The sequence below is a fragment of the Paenibacillus sp. J22R98 genome, assembly GCF_059383835.1.
In genome coordinates this window covers 248,727-269,002 of sequence record NZ_JBXENW010000008.1, presented here as the reverse complement: position 1 = coordinate 269,002, position 20,276 = coordinate 248,727, and the positions used below count along the sequence as shown (strand labels likewise).

General features: G+C 50.9%; 20 protein-coding genes. 16 read left to right on the top strand and 4 right to left on the bottom strand.

Going from position 1 to position 20,276, the window contains the following annotated elements:
- Nucleotides 1–54 precede the first annotated feature (54 nt).
- Nucleotides 55–936 carry a LysR family transcriptional regulator gene (locus AC50Y3_RS22295; RefSeq protein WP_494820920.1) on the bottom strand — a complete coding sequence of 294 codons (882 nt, stop codon included), beginning with the start codon at nucleotides 934–936 and terminating at the stop codon, nucleotides 55–57.
- A gap of 159 nt (nucleotides 937–1,095) precedes the next feature.
- Here AC50Y3_RS22295 and AC50Y3_RS22290 point away from each other — a divergent pair, with 159 nt between their 5' ends.
- A complete protein-coding gene (locus AC50Y3_RS22290; RefSeq protein WP_494820919.1) occupies nucleotides 1,096–2,046 on the top strand; it encodes an NADP-dependent oxidoreductase in 951 nt (316 codons plus the stop codon).
- Between the two features lie 588 nt (nucleotides 2,047–2,634).
- On the opposite strand, the gene AC50Y3_RS22285 is transcribed toward AC50Y3_RS22290, so the two are convergent.
- Nucleotides 2,635–3,558, bottom strand: coding sequence for a GH25 family lysozyme (locus tag AC50Y3_RS22285; RefSeq protein WP_494820918.1), 924 nt, complete (start codon nucleotides 3,556–3,558; stop codon nucleotides 2,635–2,637).
- A gap of 140 nt (nucleotides 3,559–3,698) precedes the next feature.
- On the bottom strand, nucleotides 3,699–4,247 hold the full coding sequence (locus AC50Y3_RS22280) for a chromate transporter (protein ID WP_494820917.1): 549 nt from the start codon (nucleotides 4,245–4,247) through the stop codon (nucleotides 3,699–3,701).
- Between the two features lie 160 nt (nucleotides 4,248–4,407).
- Between AC50Y3_RS22280 and AC50Y3_RS22275 the strand changes: the two genes are divergently transcribed.
- Nucleotides 4,408–5,343, top strand: coding sequence for a 5'-nucleotidase (locus AC50Y3_RS22275; protein ID WP_494820916.1), 936 nt, complete (start codon nucleotides 4,408–4,410; stop codon nucleotides 5,341–5,343).
- Between the two features lie 14 nt (nucleotides 5,344–5,357).
- Entirely contained in the window at nucleotides 5,358–6,227 is an 870-nt protein-coding gene (locus tag AC50Y3_RS22270; protein WP_494820915.1) for an aminoglycoside 6-adenylyltransferase, read from the top strand.
- Nucleotides 6,228–6,248: 21 nt separating this feature from the next.
- Here AC50Y3_RS22270 and AC50Y3_RS22265 read toward each other — a convergent pair whose 3' ends face one another.
- On the bottom strand, nucleotides 6,249–7,148 hold the full coding sequence (locus tag AC50Y3_RS22265; protein WP_494820914.1) for a DMT family transporter: 900 nt from the start codon (nucleotides 7,146–7,148) through the stop codon (nucleotides 6,249–6,251).
- A 78-nt stretch (nucleotides 7,149–7,226) separates the two neighbouring features.
- Here AC50Y3_RS22265 and AC50Y3_RS22260 point away from each other — a divergent pair, with 78 nt between their 5' ends.
- The 13 genes from AC50Y3_RS22260 (at nucleotide 7,227) to AC50Y3_RS22200 (ending at nucleotide 20,227) form a co-directional block, all read left to right on the top strand.
- On the top strand, nucleotides 7,227–7,706 hold the full coding sequence (locus AC50Y3_RS22260; RefSeq protein ID WP_494820913.1) for a DinB family protein: 480 nt from the start codon (nucleotides 7,227–7,229) through the stop codon (nucleotides 7,704–7,706).
- Nucleotides 7,707–7,868: 162 nt separating this feature from the next.
- Entirely contained in the window at nucleotides 7,869–8,552 is a 684-nt protein-coding gene (locus AC50Y3_RS22255) for a response regulator transcription factor (protein ID WP_494820912.1), read from the top strand.
- The gene (locus tag AC50Y3_RS22250; protein WP_494820911.1) at nucleotides 8,549–10,360 is read left to right on the top strand and encodes a sensor histidine kinase; all 1,812 of its coding nucleotides are present in this window, start codon (nucleotides 8,549–8,551) and stop codon (nucleotides 10,358–10,360) included. The genes AC50Y3_RS22255 and AC50Y3_RS22250 overlap by 4 nt, the downstream gene beginning before the upstream one ends.
- A gap of 135 nt (nucleotides 10,361–10,495) precedes the next feature.
- On the top strand, nucleotides 10,496–11,194 hold the full coding sequence (locus tag AC50Y3_RS22245) for an N-acetylmuramoyl-L-alanine amidase family protein (protein ID WP_494820910.1): 699 nt from the start codon (nucleotides 10,496–10,498) through the stop codon (nucleotides 11,192–11,194).
- Nucleotides 11,195–11,217: 23 nt separating this feature from the next.
- Complete coding sequence (locus AC50Y3_RS22240; RefSeq protein ID WP_494820909.1) at nucleotides 11,218–12,087, top strand: carbohydrate ABC transporter permease; 870 nt, start codon at nucleotides 11,218–11,220, stop codon at nucleotides 12,085–12,087.
- 12 nt (nucleotides 12,088–12,099) lie between these two features.
- A complete protein-coding gene (locus tag AC50Y3_RS22235) occupies nucleotides 12,100–12,978 on the top strand; it encodes a carbohydrate ABC transporter permease (protein ID WP_494820908.1) in 879 nt (292 codons plus the stop codon).
- Nucleotides 12,979–12,991: 13 nt separating this feature from the next.
- Nucleotides 12,992–14,104 (top strand): efflux RND transporter periplasmic adaptor subunit, encoded by a 1,113-nt coding sequence (locus tag AC50Y3_RS22230; protein ID WP_494820907.1) that lies wholly within the window; start codon nucleotides 12,992–12,994, stop codon nucleotides 14,102–14,104.
- 29 nt (nucleotides 14,105–14,133) lie between these two features.
- A complete protein-coding gene (locus AC50Y3_RS22225; RefSeq protein ID WP_494820906.1) occupies nucleotides 14,134–15,585 on the top strand; it encodes an ABC transporter substrate-binding protein in 1,452 nt (483 codons plus the stop codon).
- A gap of 77 nt (nucleotides 15,586–15,662) precedes the next feature.
- Entirely contained in the window at nucleotides 15,663–16,763 is a 1,101-nt protein-coding gene (locus tag AC50Y3_RS22220; RefSeq protein ID WP_494820905.1) for an ABC transporter ATP-binding protein, read from the top strand.
- Entirely contained in the window at nucleotides 16,760–17,605 is an 846-nt protein-coding gene (locus tag AC50Y3_RS22215; protein ID WP_494820904.1) for an ABC transporter permease, read from the top strand. The genes AC50Y3_RS22220 and AC50Y3_RS22215 overlap by 4 nt, the downstream gene beginning before the upstream one ends.
- A gap of 8 nt (nucleotides 17,606–17,613) precedes the next feature.
- A complete protein-coding gene (locus AC50Y3_RS22210; protein ID WP_494820903.1) occupies nucleotides 17,614–18,438 on the top strand; it encodes an ABC transporter permease in 825 nt (274 codons plus the stop codon).
- Nucleotides 18,435–19,508 (top strand): ABC transporter substrate-binding protein, encoded by a 1,074-nt coding sequence (locus AC50Y3_RS22205; RefSeq protein ID WP_494820902.1) that lies wholly within the window; start codon nucleotides 18,435–18,437, stop codon nucleotides 19,506–19,508. Before AC50Y3_RS22210 ends, AC50Y3_RS22205 begins: the two co-directional genes overlap by 4 nt.
- Nucleotides 19,509–19,693: 185 nt before the next feature.
- A complete protein-coding gene (locus tag AC50Y3_RS22200) occupies nucleotides 19,694–20,227 on the top strand; it encodes a GNAT family N-acetyltransferase (RefSeq protein WP_494820901.1) in 534 nt (177 codons plus the stop codon).
- The last annotated feature ends 49 nt before the right edge of the window (nucleotides 20,228–20,276 follow it).

The following is a 20,276-nucleotide window of genomic DNA, read 5'->3' as shown; positions in this document are numbered from 1 at the left end:
GGCCCCCTTGCTGAGAATGTCAGTTACATTGTTCGCGAAGGGCGGTGAGACTATTCAGCTTTTGGCATCTTTTGCAAAATAGTTCGTGACATACTCCCTAAACGAGTGCGCCGCTTGCGAGAGGTAACGCTTCTTCAGCCAGGCAAGCTGAATGGTCCTGCGACAGTTGGGATCATTAATCGGCAGCAGGACGAGAGGAGATGCCTCTTCTTTCTTGCAGGCAGATAACAGTGCGATCCCAAGACCTGCACCGACGAAGCTCCGCAGTGCTGCGGGTTCATCCACTTCGCATACGAGGTTAGGCTTCATGCCGCGAGAGCTGAAGAACTGATCCATCATGGTGCGAAGGCGCGTACCTTCTTTCATGCCGATGAACGGTTCGTCTGCGATTTCACTGAGGTTGATCTGAGGGAGGCTGGCAAGTCGGTGATGGGGAGGAACCGCGATGAAAATCTCCTCACGCAGCAGGGGAACACTGCCGATGCCGGGTTTATCGATCGGTGGTGTCGTGTAGCAGAAATCGATCTCACCGGCTTCGATAAGCGGGATCGCTTCTTCCGCCGATACCTGGGTGATGCGCAGATTGATCTCCGGATGCAGCTCCATAAAGGCGCGAATCATCTCGGAGAAACGAGCCAGCGTCGTGGTTGCGATGTGAAGATGTCCGCGTTCGGTACCGCTCATATCATGAATTTCACGTCTGCCCTCATCGAGGGCATGCAAGGCGATATCTACTTTAGCGAGAAAAGCTTGACCATAGCTGTTCAGCCGAATTTGCCGGCCTTGACGGTGGAAGAGCGGGACGCCGAGATCCTCCTCCAGCCGGGCGATGCTTTGGCTAAGCGCGGGCTGCGCGATGTGCAGCTCCTGCGCGGCTTTCGTCATATGTTCAAGTCGGGCGACTTTTTGGAAATAATGCAGCTGCAGCAGTTCCATGCTCATTTTGCTCCATTCGTTCATAATGTTCATATTATGAATACATAATTTAATATGTATTATACATTATTAGCATCAGTGAATAAACTGGAGAAAGAAGTAGAGCGTAAAGATTGAACTTGTTGTCCTATTGAGTTGTAGTGAAAGGGGTTTTTAAGAATGAGTAATGGCTTTAGCGAGAAGACAATAAAGGCGATACGCGTTCACCAATATGGCGGCTCAGAGGAGCTGCAGCTAGAAGAAATTTCACGCCCGCAGCCGGGTGAAGGAGAAGTGTTTGTACGCGTTCATGCCGCAGGCGTGCTGCCAATCGAGTGGAAAGTAAGGGAAGGCATGTTTAAGAAGTTCAGGCCGCTCACTTTTCCTTATATACCGGGATCTTCACTGGCGGGGATCGTGGAGGAAGTTGGTTCGGGAGTGACTTCGTTTGCAAAGGGACAGGCTGTATTCGGAAGAACGACGTACGGGTCCTATGCGGAATATGCCGTCGCATCAGCGGATTTCTTAGCAACGAAACCTGATGAGATCTCCTTCGATGAGGCGGCTACAATCTCCGGTGGTGCTACGACCGCTTGGTCAGCGCTGTTTGAGGTCGGCGGGCTTAAGGCAGGGGAGCGCGTGCTGATTCACGGCGCTACCGGCGGGGTCGGTTTGTTCGCCGTGCAGTTAGCCAAATGGAAAGGCGCCGAAGTGATCGGTACCTGCGGCACGGACAATGTCGACTATGCAGCTTCGCTAGGCGCAGACGTTGTCGTGGACTATAAGCAGGCGCGGTTCGAGGATGCGGCGGCTGATGTTGATTTGGTGCTCGATACGGTAGGTGGCGAGACGCAAAACCGATCGTTCGATGTGCTGAAGCCGGGCGGCCGGCTGATTTCGCTGGTAAGCCAGCCATCGCCGGAGCGTTCGCAGGAACGCGGCGTCCAAGCTGTTTTCTCGAACAAACTGCCCGCGGCAGATTCGCTGGGTACAATTGCTGCGCTTATGGCGCAGGGCATGGTTAAGACGCATGTCGGCGCACGCTTTCCACTCGCGGAAGCTGCCAAAGCGCAGGACCAGTGCCAATCCGGCCATGGCCGGGGACGAATTATACTGCATCTCGCGGATTAGGCTGATGCAGCCTGCAAAGGTGGTACAACTACCAGCTTTACTTTGGAGCAAAAACCGCCCATGGGCGGTTTTTGTTTTTCATACCCGTGCTATCTATGCCACGAGGGATGTGATGTTGTGTAAGCGGCAAGTGGCAGCAAGTAAGGTAACTCGGTCATATATAGGAAATGCTGCATGTAGTGCATCATTTCCGAAGAAAATGGGGATCAGCCAATTCCCATTGCATTGTTGCAGAATGTACAGCATTTAGCCGCACGAGACGGTTTGGACGGCCAGATGCTGCATGTCATGCAACATTTTCAGTTCTAGATGCGGTAGGGGTTGGAATTTGCAGCAAGAAGGCTGGTCTTGAAATTTTAACGAACCCTACAGGCGCTATTACAGCAAAAAAGCTGCTCTAGAAATTCTAACGAACCTCACAGGTCTTATTCCGTGTTTATATGCCCTATTTAGTGTGAAATTCCCAAAATAGCGTCTCCACGGTTCGTTAGAATAATTTAGGGCTGTTTTTGCCCCGAATAAGACCCGTACGGTTCGTTAGCGCGCCGCCAGCGCACCGCCAGCGCACCGCCAGCGCACCGCCACCGGTTACTTATAGATGTAAACCTTCTTGTTCACACCATCCCACGAAACTTTGGCACCAAGCAGCTCGGCTGATGAGCGGACGGCGATGTACGTTCTGTTGTCGAACAGCAGGTAGTTCGTGACCGGCTTTCCATTCACGTAAGGGGTTGAGGTTTCGGAATCCCAATAAACCGGTACGCCAAGCGACTCTCCGAGCTGCCGCAGCGGCATATAGGTACTGCTATCGACAATGCGGCCGTAAGCAGCTAATTTATCGTTCACCACGATTTTGATCGTATCTTCCGGACTTTGCGGCTGAGGCTGGCCCGGATTGGCGTAGAGGTTATAAAATGCCTGCTCCATCGCATCCAAGTCCACGACGTTGCCGCCGATTCCATCGACACTGCCATCATCGGAATATTGGAATACGGCCCATTCGCTCCATGTCGGGTTATCCATCGGTTGGTCCACGTCGTAGTGAGCGACCCACAGCGGCCATTGGCCAAGCGGCTGAGTCAGATTGGTTTTGGCGAAGCTCGCCCCGGTGTAGAGCATGGTTGGATGGCCTGTCAGCCGGTTAACTTCTGTCAACCAGTCCACGCACCACTGCGTAAGCTTGGAAATGGGCACTTGGCCCGCATCTCCTTCCACGTCGAGCACATGAGGAAAATCGGATTTGAAACCTTTGATCGTATTGGCAAAATGAGCCGCCTCCGATTTGGCGTCATTCGACTCGGGATGCACGTAGTGGTAAAATCCGGTCTTGATGCCGGCTGCAGCAGCTGCAGTAGCATTCGTTGAGAATTTATCGTCTTGAAACGAAGTCCCTTCGGACGCCTTTATGAAAGCGGCTAGTACCCCGGTCGCCCGTATCTTCTTCCAATCGATGACGCCTTGATGATGCGATACATCAATGGCTTTCACATTGCTTGGGCTCTTGGCTTGCATCACATTCAGCTCCATTCTAGTAGATGTAGTCGTACTAGCTTATGAGGATGAGAGGCATTTGGATTGATCATCCTGCCTATATACGGAAAAACATCCCTGAGCCGCCCACAGCCCGGGATGTTCATTAGTTCAATACCATACTAGCCCCGCAAGAACAACGCCCCGATCGCAAGCGCGCCAATGATGCCCCAAACCGCATTCAGGTTCAAATAGTACACCATGATGAAGAAAGCAACTGCGAGCAGAAAAGGGATAAACGTAATTACGCCGGGTGTCGTTTTCATCGCATATTTGGCAAAATCATACGCCAGCATTGCCATCATGACGAAGATGACGGGCTGGATGCCGCGGATCATCCCTTTGATGATCGTGTTATTTTGCAGCTTCGACATGACGCCGACGAGCACGATCATCAGCAAAGCCGTTGGCAGCACAACGGCAGCGAGGGCAACCGTAGCGCCGGCCCAGCCGGCTACTTTGAACCCGATATAAGCGGCTAGCTTCGTCGCAATCGGCCCCGGCAAGGAGTTGCCGAACGCAAGCGCATGGCCGAAGTCCTCTGTCGTCATCCATTTCATACGGCTCACAACCTCGTTCTCGTACAGCGGGATGATGGACGGTCCGCCTCCATAGCCCAGCATCGTCGCTCTGCCGAACGAAATAAACAATCTCCACAGCTCACTCCACATGGCTGATCCGTCCTTTCTTCTCTATATCTTCAATGGACTAATTATAAACATCAGGCGCGCTGGGATACAATGTTATATTGCGCTGTACGGATATTCGGCCGGCTTGGTAAGATGGAGGGGACACCGTTACGGCCAATAAGGAATAAGGAGGTCCCACCCCATGCCCTATCCCATCGAAAATAAATTCGTCATCGCCGTTGCCTCCAGCGCCTTATTCGACCTCGAAGAATCGGATCGCGTCTTCCGCGAACGAGGAGAGGACGAGTACCGCAAGTTCCAGCGCGAGAACGAGAACAATATCTTAGCGACAGGCGTCGCCTTTCCGCTGATCAAACGATTGCTGCGCATCCATGCTTCCGACGAAGAACAGCTCGTGGAAGTGGTGCTTCTCTCGCGCAATGATCCCGATACCGGACTTCGCGTATTCAAGTCGATCGAGCATTATCAGCTGCCGATTAGCCGGGCCGTCTTCGTTACAGGGAACAATCCGTTCTTGTACATGGAAGCCTTCAACGCGTCGCTCTTCCTCTCCGGAAACCCGGAGGATGTGAAAGAAGCCGTCGAGCACGGCTACCCTGCTGGCTGCATCTATCCGACCGATTACGTGGACGATGATGAAGATGAAGAGCTGCGGATCGCCTTCGACTTTGACGGTATCATCGCCGATGACTCGGCGGAGACCGTATTTCAGCGGGGCGGCGCGCTGCATTCGTTTCACGATCATGAGAAGAGCAAAGCAGGCGAGCCGCTGCCGGGTGGGCCGCTCTTCCGTTTCTTCGGCGAAATTGCCAAGCTGCAGAAACGCGAAAGCGAGAAGAAGCTGCTTAATCCGGCCTATAAGCCGAAGATCCGTGTCGCCATAGCGACCGCCCGCAATGCGCCGGCGCATGAACGGGTCATCACGACGCTGCGGAAGCAGGACATTCGCGTCGATGAGGCTTTCTTTCTAGGCGGTATCGATAAAGGACGGGTGCTGGGTATCTTCAAGCCCCATATCTTCTTCGACGATCAGGTAGGCCATATCGAAGGTGTCGCGCGCAGCGTGCCTTCCGTGCATGTGCCTTTTGGCATCACGAATACAACAACGAAACGATAAGGAGTTTGCAACCTATGCGCAATATGGAGGAAATCCTCGGCAAGCTGGTGGAGTGGTCGCAGAAACACAGCATGATTCGGGCCGTTATGATGACGAGCTCGCGCGCGAACCCGAATGCGCCGTTCGATCTGCTGTCGGACTATGACATTGAGCTGGTGGTCACGGACGTTACTCCGTTTCGCGGGAGTGATGCGTGGATTACGCAGTTCGGCGGGATCATGACGGATTATCGGGAAGATCATGAGCGCTCGATTACGCGGCTGGTGCTATTCGAGGATGGCGTACGGATCGATTTTCAAGTATACCTCGTAGAGCAATTGCTGGAGATTATGAGCATGCCGCTGCTGCCGGAAGAACTCGATATCGGCTACCGTATACTGCTTGATAAAGACGGCCTGACAACTAGCATGAAGCAGCCCCAGCATACCGGTTTTATAACCGATAAACCTTCCCGTGAAGACTATCATTCGCGGGTGAACGCATTTTGGTGGGATATCACGTATGTGGCGAAGAGCTTGTGGCGAGATGAGTTGTTCTATGCCAAGTACATGCTGGACAGTGTCATCCGATTCGAAATGTTCATGCCGATAATCGAATGGCATATCGGGGCGAACCAGGATTGGAATGTGAATCCGGGGAAGCATGGGCGATGGTTCAAGCGTTATTTGGACGAGCAGACATGGTCCGAGCTGGAACAAACTTATGCAGGTGCGAGCCGGGAGGACAATTGGCGGGCGCTCTTCGCGATGACGGATTTGTTCCGCAAGCTTGCAACCGCGCTCGGAGAGAAGCTGGGCTACGATTACCCTCACGCACGGGATCGCAGGGTAATCGCCTATATGCAGAGAATTCAGCAGCTTGAGCCGGACGCGCAGCAGTTCTGATTTAATCGACCCGAGGTAATCTTAGCCCCACAGGCCGAGCACGATAACACCGCAAGTGATCAACACGGAAGACCAGATCCGCTGCTTGCCCTGTTTCTCGTGGAGGATCAGAATGCCCATCAGCGTGCCGAACACGGTGCCGATTTCGCGCATTGGCGCTAGCAGCGAGACAGGGCCGAGCGACAGCGCATAGAGGAAAATCAAATAACCGCCGGGTGCGATAACTCCGCATAGCAGCATGATTTTGCCATTCAGGCGGAGCTCTCGTTTCATGCCCTTAGATCGGATAACGGCTGGGGTCAATGCGAGCAGATTGCCTGCCGTTGTCAACGTGTTCAGTACGATGGCAGGCACGTAACCGAGCGCGAGTTTATCTACAACGATATAGCTGGCGATGCAGAGCCCGACTGCCAGAGCGAGCAGTGGCGCGCGCATCGAAGTGCCCGCGCCGCCCAATTTGATGTTGCTGAGCGCAACAATTCCGATCACGATGCACACTACGCCCAGATACCCAGCCAAGGTCAGCTGTTCGTTAAGCAAAGTGACGCCGATCAGCGGGACCAGCAAGGGGCTGGTTCCTCGCATGATGGGATACACTTGGGACAAGTCACCGACAGAATAAGCTAATGCCAGCAAGATGGTATATAAACCGTGAAGGGCAACGGCTGCCGCAATGATCCACCACCCATTGGCGCTTAGGTGCGAGCCATTCCATAGTGTTATCGCCCAGGGCACCATCAGCACAAGTCCAACGAGCTGGCATAACCAGAGAAATGCATTTTTATCGAGGCTGCGTTTCGTACATAAATTCCATACGGAGTGCAGAAATCCGGAGCCCAGTACGAGTAGGAAAGCTGTGCTTAGCATGAGTGAACCGCCCTTTGCCGAGAAATGGTAGTAGGCCGAATAATTCGCCTTCACGCGGTTATTTCCCTGCCCTCCATGTCAGAGAACATGTTATAGTGGAACACATAGCCAATCGATTGGAGTGAAGCGACCATGGATCAGTTCTTATTCACGCAGCTCGAATTTGTGCGAAATCAGACATTGAAGCTATTGGAAGGTGTTACGGAGGAGTCGGCAGACCGGATACCGGACGGATTCCGTAATTCGATTCGCTGGCAGCTGGGACATATCTTCGTTGTGCAGGAACGGTTTGCTTTTCAATACCTGGAGCTTCCGCTTCAGCGGCCTGACGGGTTTAAAGAATGGTTCGAATTCGGCACTTCGCCGCTTAATTGGGCGGAAGGAGATGCGCTGCCTACGCTTGATGCATTGAAGCAGCTGCTTGGCAGCCAGGTGGAACGCATCCAGGAGGCCATCTCGCATCGTTTGGAGGAGAAGGTCCCGCAGCCCTATACGACTTCGATGGGGATCACACTTTCATCGCCGGAAGAGTTTCTAAGCCTGAATCTCTATCATGAAGGCATGCATATGAGCATGATTAAAGTATATAAAACACTGCTCGCCCGAAGCTAAAACGCCAATTATTGGGAATAGTAAGACCACATGGAAGTGTATGTTTCCTCCATGTGGTTTTTTTGTATGCATGAAATTCATCTCATCTTTACATCATCTGCATCTGTTCTTCATTGATTACCGTTAAACTGATCCTAGAATATCGCGAAACGGGAGCCGGAAATGAAAACCATATTGATCGTCGAAGATGAGGACATATTGCGCGAGATCAGCAAAGATTACTTTCTAAACGAAGGCTATAAGGTGCTTGAGGCAGCCGACGGGAAGGCTGCGCTGAAGTCGTTTCAGGAGCATGAAGTGGATCTCGTCGTGCTCGACATTATGCTGCCTGAACTAGATGGGTGGTCGGTTTGCCGCAGGATTCGCAAGCAATCCGACGTCCCGATTATTATGCTGACTGCCCGGGTCGATGAGGATGACACGCTGCTTGGATTCGAGCTCGGCGCCGACGACTATGTGACAAAACCGTACAGCCCGCCCGTCTTGCTCGCAAGAGCGAAGCGTCTGCTTGAAAGCCGCAGCAAGATCGGCAAGTCGGCGCAGTCGGAGGACTCCTTGACGATAAATGGTATTAAGGTCCATTTTCCGTCGCGAACCGTTACGATCCACGATGCAAGAGTCAATTTCACGCATACCGAGTTTGAAATCCTCGCCTACCTCATGCAAAATCAGGGGATTGTCATTACGCGCGAGCAGCTGATTACAAAAATATGGGGTTATGAGTATGTTGGGGACGATCGTACAGTGAATACGCATATCCGCAATTTGCGCACGAAGCTCGGGGATAAGGCATCCACGATTGTGACGATTGTACGCACAGGCTATAAGTTCGAGGCTGGGGCATGAGAACCGGAATTGTATTGAAATTGTTCATCCTGACGACAACCTTGTGCATGCTTATCTTAGCTGTCATCTATATCGGGCAAACGATATTTTTCAAAGAATATTACGCAAACCGGAAAGTGAGCGACTTGCAAGCGAAATTAGCGGCTTTCAAGACGTCCTATATCGATGCGCGAGGAAATTCGCTTGCCATCCAATCGCTGGAGCAAGATTTTTACAGGACGAACAATGTCACGATTACAAGCCTGGATCACGACGGTAACTTAAAGCATGTAAACGACTTCTATCTGGAAGTCAGAATGCTCAAGGCTTTGACGAAAGAGGAGGAGAAGGAGCGCATTAAAGTCCCTCTCTATCAGCTCATCAGCATGGAGGAAGCCGCTTCGGGACAAGCGTTGATTACAACCGGAGTCCAACTGATGATTACGGGAATAAAGAGTCATTCCGTGCTCACGCCGATTGTGCTGCAGCATCCGTCCGGGGAAGTGTTGTATGCCAACGAGCCATTCAAGCGCAAAGTATTCGGGAGCGGCGAGAGATATAAGTTTGAAGAAAAAAGGAAGCCGATGGCCTCGGATCAATCGTCTTTCGTGAATCTATTCGGCGTCGTCACGGACGTACGGTTTCCGAAAGGCGGAGGCTCGTCGGACTTTATCTATTCCAATAAGCTCTTCCTGGAACAAATCAATGCCTTCCAAGCGAAGCTGCTATTCGATGACTTGCAGCTCGAGGATTTGCTTCTCATCCAGGATTACGAGCAAAATAACGTGAAGTACAAGCTGTTCATCCAGCCGGTTCATTACGACAACGGTACGACAAACTATATCTTCGCCATGGCATCGCTGCAGCCGGTAGACGAGGCCGTTCAAATGATGAAGGACTACTATGTCTACATCATCGCGTTCGTGATTGTGCTTATTTTGATTGCGTCGCTGTACTTTTCCATGAAAATCGCCAGGCCATTGCTGCGCATCAATCAGACGACCAAGAAAATCGCAAATCTGGATTTCTCGGAAACGATTCCTGTTCGATCAAAGGATGAAATAGGCGACCTGTCGCGTAACATCAATCAATTATCCGCTACGCTTCATTCTTACATCGGGAAGCTGCAAGAAGACATCGAGAGAGAGAAACAGCTGGAGAACACGAGGAAAGAGTTTATCTCAGGCGTTTCCCACGAGCTAAAGACGCCGCTCAGCGTCATGAAGAGCTGTATATCGATTCTTAAGGACGGCGTGGCCTCGCACAAAAAGGATCATTACTTCGAAGCGATGGAGAACGAAGTCGACAAGATGGACCATCTCATCGTAGATATGCTTGAGCTGGCGAAGTACGAGTCCGGCACCTATAAGATGCTGCAAGATGTATTCTCTATCGATAGGTCGATCGAATCGATCTGCGACCAATTAGCGCCGGGGATGGCGGCAAAACAATTGCGGCTAAGCATTCGGCTGGTTCCCTCGCTAGTTGTAGCCAATCAGCATCGGATCGAGCAAGTGATCACGAATTTCATGACGAACGCGATCCGCTACACGCCGGAGAAGCATGAAATCATTGTCTCTACAATCGAGGAGACGAATCGAATCGTCGTCTGCGTCGAAAATAAAGGCGCTCATATTCCGGAGGATCAGCTGGATAAAGTCTGGGATCGCTTCTACCGGGGAGATACGTCAAGGCAGCGAGCCGATGGCGGCACCGGGCTTGGACTCGCCATCTCCAAAAATATTTTGGAGCTGCACGGGGTCGAATATGGCGCGCGCAATACGAAGGACGGCGTTATGTTTTACTTCAGCTTGAATAAGAATCGGTAGTCGTTCTATCTTAACCGCTTATCAAGAAGGTGCTCGCCGCCTCTCTGACAAGCGGTTTTTTGTTCGCCATCAATCTTTATTTCATCTTTATTTCTGCTCCATTCTGTCTTTATCGCCTTCAAGTACGATCTAATCATGAAAACAACCACTAAATATGCAGTCATAGCCGTTGTCGGAGTCATCTTGTCTACAAGTTTCTTCCAAATTAAATCAGAAGGAGCAACGAAATCGAAATCGAGTGGTGCTGGTGCTGGTAAACCAAAGACCACTCAGACAAGTAACGTTTCAAATTTGCCTTTGAAAGGAAAAACGATCGTTCTCGATCCCGGCCATGGCGGCAAGGATGTCGGTTCCATTGGCGGCACGGGAACGTACGAGAAAGATGTTACGCTCCTTACGGCGTTAAATGTGAGACAGAAATTAATCCAGCAAGGCGCGACTGTTGTCATGACGCGCGATGCCGATTCGACGATCTCGCTGAAAGGGAGAACCGAGGTCGCGGATGCGCAGAATGCGGACTTGTTCATTAGCATTCACTTCGACGCTTTTCAGACCAGCGATGTGCACGGGATGACAACTTACTACAACAAGCCGCAAGATCGGAAAATCGCCCAGACCATTCATGACCAGTTATTCAAAAAGGACATGCATACGAAGGATAGAGGCATACAGTTCGGCGATTACCACGTGATTCGCGAGAACGCGAAGCCGGCTGTTCTGCTAGAGCTCGGCTACATTTCGAATAAGAACGAAGAAACGAGAATGAAGACCGAGTCATTTCAAGAGCAAGTATCGACTGCCATTGCTAATGGCGTAATCGAAAGTCTGCGTTAATGGGCGGAGGAGAGATTACGGCCATGTTTCGTAAAGTCATGAGGCGGCACAGCTTTGTTGCCATCTGGTTTCTTGCCCCCAGTGCACTGGGATTTATGGTCTTTTACTTGATTCCTTTTATGATGGGCTTTTATTACTCTTTTAGGGATCGAACGACTGGCGGTTCATTCGTCGGTCTCGCTAATTATAAGGAGCTGCTGGCAAGCGATTCTTTCTTGAAAGCAGCCAAAAACACGTTTCTGTTTACTGCGGTTAGCGTTCCCATCACGATCGCTATATCGTTGTTGCTGGCGTTGCTGTTGAATCAAAGCATCTACTTCCGCAATTGGCTCAGAACGGCATACGTCCTGCCGCTTGTCGTGCCTGTCGCATCCGTAGTCCTGATTTGGCAAGTTCTGTTCGACTGGAACGGAGCGGTGAATAGCTGGCTGCATGGATGGGGCATGTCCCGAATCGATTGGATGAAGTCGGAGTGGGCCAGAGGCGTGATCTCCGTCGTCTATGCTTGGAAAAACATCGGGTACAATATCATCTTGTTTTTGGCCGGCCTGCAGAGTATCCCTCGGGATTATTATGAGACCGCTGAGCTTGAAGGAGCAGGCGCTATCCATAAGTTTAGCCGCATTACGCTTATCTATTTAACGCCAACTATGTTTTTCGTCATCTTGATGGGGCTTATCAGCTCGTTTCGGATCTTCAGGGAAACCTATCTGATCGCGGGCGATTATCCGCACGACAGCATTTATATGCTGCAGCATTACATGAACAACATGTTTTTGTCTCTCGATATTCAGAAGCTGACGTCCGCCGCTGCATTGATGGTGGTTTGCCTGCTTGTACTGGTATCGGGAATGTTCGCCTTGGAGCGCCGCTTTACTCATTTCTTGGACTGATGGGGAGAAACAATGAAACTCAAAGCTTCTATTTCCAGGGGCGTAATCACGCTTCCGCTAGCGTTGGTCGCGATCCTGATGCTGCTGCCGATTATCGTATCGTTCACCAATTCGCTCATGACGGAGGATGAAATCGGCTCCAACTATGATTTGATCGGGACAATGACGGATGCGGCAACAGGCGGTAAGGACGCATTCGTTAATTTGAAGCTCATACCCGATTGGGTTTCGTTCGAACAGTACGGGAAAGTGCTGATCGCGACGCCGATTTATTTAAACCTATTCTGGAACTCGGTTTATATGGTCTCGCTCATTATTGCAGGACAGGTTATCGTGGGCGCACTTGCGGCCTATGCCTTTGCGAAACTCCGCTTTCGGGGGAGGGACAGGCTGTTCTTCGTTTACCTCATGGCCATGTTGATGCCGTTTCAAGTGACGCTTGTACCGAACTATATCATTGCCGATAAGCTAGGTCTTCTGAACAGCGCAAGTGCCATTATTCTGCCCGGCATCTTCGGAGCATTCGGCGTGTTCATGCTAAGGCAGTTCATGCTGTCGATCCCGAGTGCTTATGTGGAAGCTGCCAATATGGATGGAGCCGGCCATTTGCGCATCTTTTGTCAAATCATCGTTCCGCTTATCAAACCGGGCTTCGCGGCGCTCATCGTTCTTTTGTTTGTTGATTATTGGAACATGGTTGAGCAACCGCTTATTTTTCTGGAAGACGATTTCAAGCAGCCGCTGTCGGTGTATCTCTCCGTTGTTCAGCAAGAGGCGAGAGGCGTAGGCTTCGCGGCGTCGGTCTTCTATATGTTGCCGATGGTGCTGTTATTTATGAATGCGGAATCTTATTTTATCGAGGGCGTTCAGATGTCCGGCATTAAAGGGTAGGAGGATACACCAAGTGGAAAGGCAAGATACCGAGCAAGTGAATACGGGCAGGAAGAAAAAGGTTCGATTGCTTGCCGCCTTGTTTGTCGGCGCATTAATCGTGCTTACCCTCTTCAGCAATACGCTGCAAATGATGACGTTAACGAAGGTGTGGACAACGGTCGGACGACAAGGGGAGTTCGTTCGGAGCTATACCGGAAGCGGTAATTTGGAGCCGGTCATGGAAGCTTCGTTATCGAACAAGGCGGGTTGGACCATAAGGAACGTCAAGGTCAAAGCAGGACAAGCCGTTAAGAAGGGACAGACGCTGATCGTTTACGAAAGCCGCGAAGCCGAGAACCGTTATTTAGACGCTAAATCGCAGATGGAGCAGCAGCAATTGTCCATTCAAGGTTTACAGGAACATTACGTTACGGCCGTATCTAGCGGCGATGCGATCCAGATCCGCAGCGCAAAGCGGGATCTCCAGAGTGCACGTCTTACGATGGATGTTCAGCAGCGAACGCTGGACAGCATGAAGGCGGAATTGTCCGGCAATCGCGAGCTGAAAGCTCCCTTCGACGGTATCGTGACGAAAGTAGGTGCCGTGGATGGAATGATTTCCGCCAGCGCCGGTCCCGATATTCAAATGGCTTCCTCCAGTCTGGGTTATCAAATGCAGGTACAGATACCCGCCGATATAAGCGACAGATTGAAGATTGGTCAGAAGCTGGACATCCAGGTCGGTCCAACGGATAACGCGGAAGCGATGGTTGGCATTGTAGCGGGCATTGAAACCAAGGAGTCCCAGCTGATTCTCGTCGTTTCCGTGAAACATGAATCGCTGCGTGGAGGCGAACAAGCGCGTCTTGACCTTGAATTTGCTTCAGCCGATACGGGCGGAATCCTGATTCCGAGCAGCGCCATTCATAAGGAAGGCTCCGAAGCTTACGTTTACGTCATCGAGGAGCAAAAAGGCCCTCTCGGCAATACAAGCCATGTCCGCAAGGCCATGATCGAAATCGGCGATTCGAACGAATTCGAAACGGTCGTGCTACAAGGGATTTTCCCGGACGCGCCGATTATCCTGGAAAGCAGCGAGCCCGTTGCTGATGGAGTACGGGTCCGGGTAATGACGAAATCATGATCATCCTATCAGAAAGAAGGAAATGAAAAATGAAAAAAGCACTGATGTTAATGGTGAGCTGTTTCATGTTGATTTACTTATCGGCATGTAATGGAAATAGCAATAACAATAGCAATGACAGGGCTACGGGGAATTCATCGCAATCGGATCCACAAGAACAGCAAAAAAATAAAAGCAATGAATCAAGCACTCCAGCGGGGGCTGAAGCTGACGCTGCCCCACAGGGTCTGGAGCCGCTAGACGATAAACCGAAAACCATTGTCGTATCGATGCTTGCCGCTACCGACATCTACAAGCAGGCGAAAGAGAAATATGAAGCACTGCATCCGAATACGACGATTGAACTTAAAGAATTTGCTCCTAAAAGCGCAATGATAAGTGGTCCGGACGTGGAGAAATATATCAAATCAACGACGACCGAGGTATTGTCCGGCAAGGGAGCGGATTTATTCGCGTTTACGACGGTCGAATTGCCCATCGATAAGTACGTGAATAAAGGCGCGTTCGAAAACATGGACGATTGGATGAAGCGGGATGCCGGCTTCGATCAGCAGCAATACCAGATGAACATCATAGATGGTTCCAAAATGAATGGCGGCCTCTATATTATGCCGGTTGAATTTTACTTGGAAGCTTTGTACGGAGATGCGGTCGGGATGGAGAAAGCCGGCATTACGATTGATGATAAGAACTGGACGTGGAGCCGGTTCGCAGAGATCAGTAAGCAGGTGGCAGACAAGAACAGACATACCTATTCCATGAATTTTTTGCCGCCTCAGGCGATGCTCAATAATCTCGTGTCCGATAACTATAACCGATTGATCGATGGAGCAAATGGCAAGGCATCGTTCGATTCCCCCTTCTTCACCGAATTACTGACAGATGTGAAGGAGATGTACAATGAGAAGGAGCTAAGCGGCGATGCGGTGGAATATACAAAAAGCTACTTATACTATTCCTTAATGACTTCCCCAAGCGATTATCTCTTACGGCTTGGTCTTTATTTTAAGGACGGAAAGGTTTATCAAAAGCCGCATGCCGCGGATCAAAAATCGGGCATATCTTTTCTCGTGACGAATCAAATCGCCATGAACGCCAATTCAGAGGTGAAGAGGGATGCTTGGGAGTTTATGAAGTTTCTGCTGTCCGAAGAGATGCAATCTTATCCGAAACTGCCGGGAGCTTCGGGATTCTCGATGAATAAAGCGGTGAATGCAAAGGCGCTGGAAGATGTCAAAGCAAATGGTATTGATAAGGCCCTAGGTGGTAAAGGCGGCGATGTTAAAGTCGAAGCAACAGAGGAGAATCTACAGGCTCTCCGAGATATGCTGTCCGAAGCCAGCCTAAGAAATATAGGCTATGAAACGACGGTCCAGAAGATCATTGCCGAGGAAGTCAAAGCTTTCTTCGCTGGGCAGAAATCCGCCGATGATGTCGCCAAGCTGATACAGAATCGGGTTACGACTTATTTGAATGAATAAAAACCACTTCATGTGATCGTATCGATTGGTTATACTATCCAGTAGAAGATATGATCCATGAAGGAGGTAGCGCCACGATGAATGTACAACCTGCCAGCGAAGCCATCATTTCATTCCAAGGCGTCACCAAGCAGTACGAGGGTGATCCCGCCGTGCTGAAGGACGTCAGCTTTGAGATCGAGCGCGGCAAGTTCTATACGCTGCTCGGTCCTTCGGGCTGCGGTAAAACGACGATTCTGCGTTTGATTGCCGGATTTACGGAGCCTACGAAAGGCAAGATTTATTTTAACGGGAAAGTCATCAACCATATTCCTGCAAACAAACGCCAAGTGAACACCGTCTTCCAGGATTACGCGCTTTTCCCGCATCTGAATGTGTTCGAGAACATCGCATTTGGCCTGCGCATTAAGAAAATGAAACAGTCCGAAATCAAGGAGAAGGTGCTTGAGGCGCTCCGTTTCGTCAATCTGGTCGGCTACGAGAACCGTGAAATTACGGAGATGTCAGGCGGTCAGCGGCAGCGGGTAGCCATCGCGCGAGCGATTGTGAATCGTCCCGAAATCATCTTGTTGGACGAGCCTCTCTCTGCGCTTGATCTTAAGCTTCGTACCGAAATGCAGGTGGAGCTGCGCGATCTGCAGCGACGCCTTGGCATTACGTTCATCTTCGTTACGCATGATCAAGAGGAAGCGCTCGCGATGTCGGACGAGATCTTCGTGCTTAGCGAAGGGGTAATCCAGCAAAGCGGTACGCCGATGGACATCTACGATGAGCCGATCAACCGGTTCGTGGCTGATTTTATCGGGGAATCCAACATTGTAGCAGGCAAGATGACACAGGATTTCCTAGTCGAGTTTGCGGGAAAATCGTTCGTCTGCGTCGATCAAGGGCTGCAGCGGAATGAACCGGTAGACATCGTCATCCGTCCGGAGGACTTGGAAATTACACGTCCTGAGGATGGCAAGCTGAACGTGAAAGTAGAGGCGCAGCTGTTCCGCGGCGTACACTTTGAAATTCAGTGCATCGATGATGCAGGCAACAAGTGGCTTGTTCACTCGACACGTAGAGCGGAGGTTGGCGAGCCCATCGGGCTGACCTTCGACCCGGAAGCCATTCACGTCATGCGCTTCAACGAGACCGAGGAAGAATTCGATAGAAGACTGGAAGCCTACTCATGAGGAACGCAGCGCATGCCCAAGTAAACGCACCGATCCAAGCGCAGTCACGTGCTCGCAATATGTACCTCATTCCGTATTTGCTATGGATGCTGCTGTTCGTAGTTGCGCCGATCGTGCTCATCGTCTACGACTCTCTCTTTGATGTGGAAGGCAACTTCACTTTCACCAACTATGCGCATTTCTTCACGCCGGTCTATATGAAGATGACGTTCAGCTCGTTCTGGTACGCTTTCTTAATTACGTTCTTCTCCTTGCTGATTGGTTATCCGGCGGCCTATCTGTTAACCCGCACCAAACATAAACAGCTTTGGCTGCTGCTGATCATTCTGCCCAGCTGGATCAATTTGCTGCTCAAGACCTATGCATTTATCGGCTTGTTCGGAACCTATGGAGCCGTCAACGCGATCCTCGAGCTGATCGGCATCGGAAATCAGCAAATCTTGTTTACGGATTTCAGCTTTATTTTCGTATCCGTCTATATCTTCATTCCGTTCATGATTCTGCCCGTATTCAATGCGCTTGAGGAGCTGAACCCCTCGCTCGTGGATGCGGCACGCGATCTTGGCGCATCGCCATGGACGACTTTCCGCCGGGTTATCTTCCCGCTTACGCTAAACGGCGTGAAATCCGGCTGCCAGGCTGTGTTTATACCTGCACTGTCGCTCTTCATGATTACGCGGCTTATCGCAGGCAACCGGGTCATAACGCTCGGTACGGCCATTGAACAGCATTTTCTCGTAACGCAGGATTGGGGCATGGGTGCCACAATTGCTGTATTTCTCATTATTGCGATGGCGGTCATTATGATCTTAACCGGCAATCGCAACAGAAGCAGGAGGTAGGACAAACGATGAATCGTAAACTGAAGCTCTCGAATGTCTATCTCTGGCTCATCTTCATCATCTTGTATGCGCCGATCTTCTACTTGTCCTATTACTCGTTTAACAGCGGGGGGACGATGCACGGGTTTGATGGGTTTACGCTGGATTGGTACAAGGAAGTGTTCGCCGATACGCGGTTGCTAATCATCCTACTTAATACGCTGGTCATTGCACTGCTAAGCGCCGTGATATCAACGATTCTTGGAGTAATTGGTGCTATTGCCATTCACCGGCTGCGGAAGCGGCAAAATCAGAACGCGCTGCTGTCGCTCAACAATGTGCTTATCGTCAGTCCTGACGTTATTATCGGGGCGTCCTTCTTGATCCTGTTTACGATCCTCGGCATTAAGCTCGGTTTTGCTTCGGTGCTGATTTCCCACATTGCATTCAGCGTACCGATCGTCGTTATCATGGTGCTGCCGAAGCTGGATGAAATGAGCTCTTCGCTGCTTGATGCCGCTCGCGACCTTGGCGCTACCGAATGGGATGTGCTGTCAAAGGTGGTTCTGCCGTTTATCAAGTCCGGCATTTTCGCGGGGTTCTTCATGGCCCTGACGTATTCGCTCGACGATTTCGCCGTCACGTTCTTCGTCACGGGTAACGGATTCACGACATTATCGGTCGAGATCTATTCCAGAGCACGACAAGGCGTTTCTCTGTCTATCAATGCGCTGTCGACACTTATCTTCGTCTTCACAATGCTGCTTGTCGTCGGTTATTATTTCATCAACCGCCGCGGGCAAGTTTCGGGACGCGGCGACCGCCGCACGGATTGGGGGCTTCCTAACAAATGAAATCGCTCGTTCGGATGCTGCTCATCGTGCTTGTGCTTGCTTTTGCCTTAATGTACGGCGCTTCGGCGCTCAATTCGTCGCAGGGCTACTCCGGCGACAATACGCTTACGATCTACAACTGGGGCGATTATATCGACCCGGATCTGGTGGCTGCTTTTGAAGAGGAGACCGGCATTAAAGTCATCTATCAAACCTTCGATTCCAACGAAGCGATGATGACCAAAATCGAACAAGGCGGCACAACTTTCGATATCAGCGTGCCCTCCGAATATGCCATCAGCAAAATGAAAGAAGAAGATCTGCTGCTGCCGATCGACAAGTCGAAGCTACCGAATCTGAAGTATATTAACCCGCGTTTCATGAATCTCTCCTTTGATCCGGACAATGCCTATTCGATCCCGTATTTCTGGGGAACGGTCGGGATTGTGTATAACACGGAGCTGATGAAGGGGCTGGATTTCAAGAGCTGGGATGATCTGTGGGACCCTAGCTTGCGCAATCAAATTCTGCTCGTGGACGGGGCGCGTGAAGTCATTGGCTTCGGGCTCAACAGTTTGCATTATTCACTGAACGATACGAATGAGGACCATCTGCAGGAAGCGAAAGCGAAGCTGGAGAAACTGACGCCGAATGTGAAAGCTATCGTGGGCGACGAAATCAAACTGCTGCTGGCCAATGAAGAAGCCGCGGTTGGTGTCGTGTGGTCCGGGGATGCGTCGGAAATTATCGGCGAGAATGAGAAGCTCACTTATGTAGTGCCGGAGGAAGGCTCGAACCTGTGGTTCGATAACATGGTCATTCCGAAGACGGCGAGGAATATCGAGGGCGCCCATCAGTTTATTAACTTCATGCTGGACCCTGAGCATGCCGCGCAGAATGCGGAGTATGTCGGCTATTCGACGCCAAACGAGAAGGCCATGGAGTTCCTGCCAGAGGAGATCTCCTCGGATGAGCGGTTCTATCCGAAACCGGAGCTTACGGCCAAACTAGAGGTCTACAAGAATTTGGGCAAAAAAATGCTCTCCCATTACAACGAGCTGTTCCTGGAGTTTAAGATGCACCGGAAGTAACCATAAAATCAGCAGAAGTACGCGGACCCGCTGCCGCCTAATAATCGGATCGTATTGAAAGCCGGCGCGTCCGTGATCGGACCGATCTCGCTGACAGGCGTGGCATACCGGCCGGTGCTTTAAGATCAAATGAGAACTGGAAGTCCGTTCGCAGCTGCGAGCGGGCTTTCTTGCGGAGGTGCGAGATGATTTATTTGGAGACGGAGAGACTGCGATTGCGCGACTGGGAAGAGGCCGATTTAGAACCATTTGCCGAGCTCAATGCGGACGAAGAGGTGATGAGGTATTTTCCGAAAACCTTATCGGCGGATGAAACGAAGGTGTTCTACAACGCCATATTGTCTGAGTTTGCGGAGTGCGGATTTGGGTTATATGCCGCGGAAGTGAAAGAAACGAATGACTTTATCGGATTTATTGGCTTCCACCTTGCGACATTTGAGTCGGATTTTACACCCTGTATTGAAATTGGATGGCGGCTGAAGAAGGAGGCTTGGGGCAAAGGCTATGCGACCGAGGGGGCGAAAGCCTGTCTGGATTTCGGATTTAGGCAGCTGGGATTCAGTGACGTTTACAGCTTTACAGCGGATATCAACAAACCTTCCAGTCAGGTCATGGTCAAAATCGGCATGTATTTCCTTAAACGATTCAATCATCCCAGAGTGGAAGCCGGCAGTCCGTTACGCGAGCATGTCCTCTATCACATCTCCAATTCGCGCTGATGGACAACGCTTTTACATAATTCTGTTGACAATTTTAACCACGTAGTGA

Bases quoted from the DNA above. Each gene is read 5' to 3' on its own strand.
- AC50Y3_RS22295 (WP_494820920.1), bottom strand. From the start codon at position 936: ATGGAACTGCTGCAGCTGCATTATTTCCAAAAAGTCGCCCGACTTGAA.
- AC50Y3_RS22290 (WP_494820919.1), top strand. From the start codon at position 1,096: ATGAGTAATGGCTTTAGCGAGAAGACAATAAAGGCGATACGCGTTCAC.
- AC50Y3_RS22285 (WP_494820918.1), bottom strand. From the start codon at position 3,558: ATGCAAGCCAAGAGCCCAAGCAATGTGAAAGCCATTGATGTATCGCAT.
- AC50Y3_RS22280 (WP_494820917.1), bottom strand. From the start codon at position 4,247: ATGTGGAGTGAGCTGTGGAGATTGTTTATTTCGTTCGGCAGAGCGACG.
- AC50Y3_RS22275 (WP_494820916.1), top strand. From the start codon at position 4,408: ATGCCCTATCCCATCGAAAATAAATTCGTCATCGCCGTTGCCTCCAGC.
- AC50Y3_RS22270 (WP_494820915.1), top strand. From the start codon at position 5,358: ATGCGCAATATGGAGGAAATCCTCGGCAAGCTGGTGGAGTGGTCGCAG.
- AC50Y3_RS22260 (WP_494820913.1), top strand. From the start codon at position 7,227: ATGGATCAGTTCTTATTCACGCAGCTCGAATTTGTGCGAAATCAGACA.
- AC50Y3_RS22255 (WP_494820912.1), top strand. From the start codon at position 7,869: ATGAAAACCATATTGATCGTCGAAGATGAGGACATATTGCGCGAGATC.
- AC50Y3_RS22250 (WP_494820911.1), top strand. From the start codon at position 8,549: ATGAGAACCGGAATTGTATTGAAATTGTTCATCCTGACGACAACCTTG.
- AC50Y3_RS22245 (WP_494820910.1), top strand. From the start codon at position 10,496: ATGAAAACAACCACTAAATATGCAGTCATAGCCGTTGTCGGAGTCATC.
- AC50Y3_RS22240 (WP_494820909.1), top strand. From the start codon at position 11,218: ATGTTTCGTAAAGTCATGAGGCGGCACAGCTTTGTTGCCATCTGGTTT.
- AC50Y3_RS22235 (WP_494820908.1), top strand. From the start codon at position 12,100: ATGAAACTCAAAGCTTCTATTTCCAGGGGCGTAATCACGCTTCCGCTA.
- AC50Y3_RS22225 (WP_494820906.1), top strand. From the start codon at position 14,134: ATGAAAAAAGCACTGATGTTAATGGTGAGCTGTTTCATGTTGATTTAC.
- AC50Y3_RS22220 (WP_494820905.1), top strand. From the start codon at position 15,663: ATGAATGTACAACCTGCCAGCGAAGCCATCATTTCATTCCAAGGCGTC.
- AC50Y3_RS22215 (WP_494820904.1), top strand. From the start codon at position 16,760: ATGAGGAACGCAGCGCATGCCCAAGTAAACGCACCGATCCAAGCGCAG.
- AC50Y3_RS22210 (WP_494820903.1), top strand. From the start codon at position 17,614: ATGAATCGTAAACTGAAGCTCTCGAATGTCTATCTCTGGCTCATCTTC.
- AC50Y3_RS22205 (WP_494820902.1), top strand. From the start codon at position 18,435: ATGAAATCGCTCGTTCGGATGCTGCTCATCGTGCTTGTGCTTGCTTTT.
- AC50Y3_RS22200 (WP_494820901.1), top strand. From the start codon at position 19,694: ATGATTTATTTGGAGACGGAGAGACTGCGATTGCGCGACTGGGAAGAG.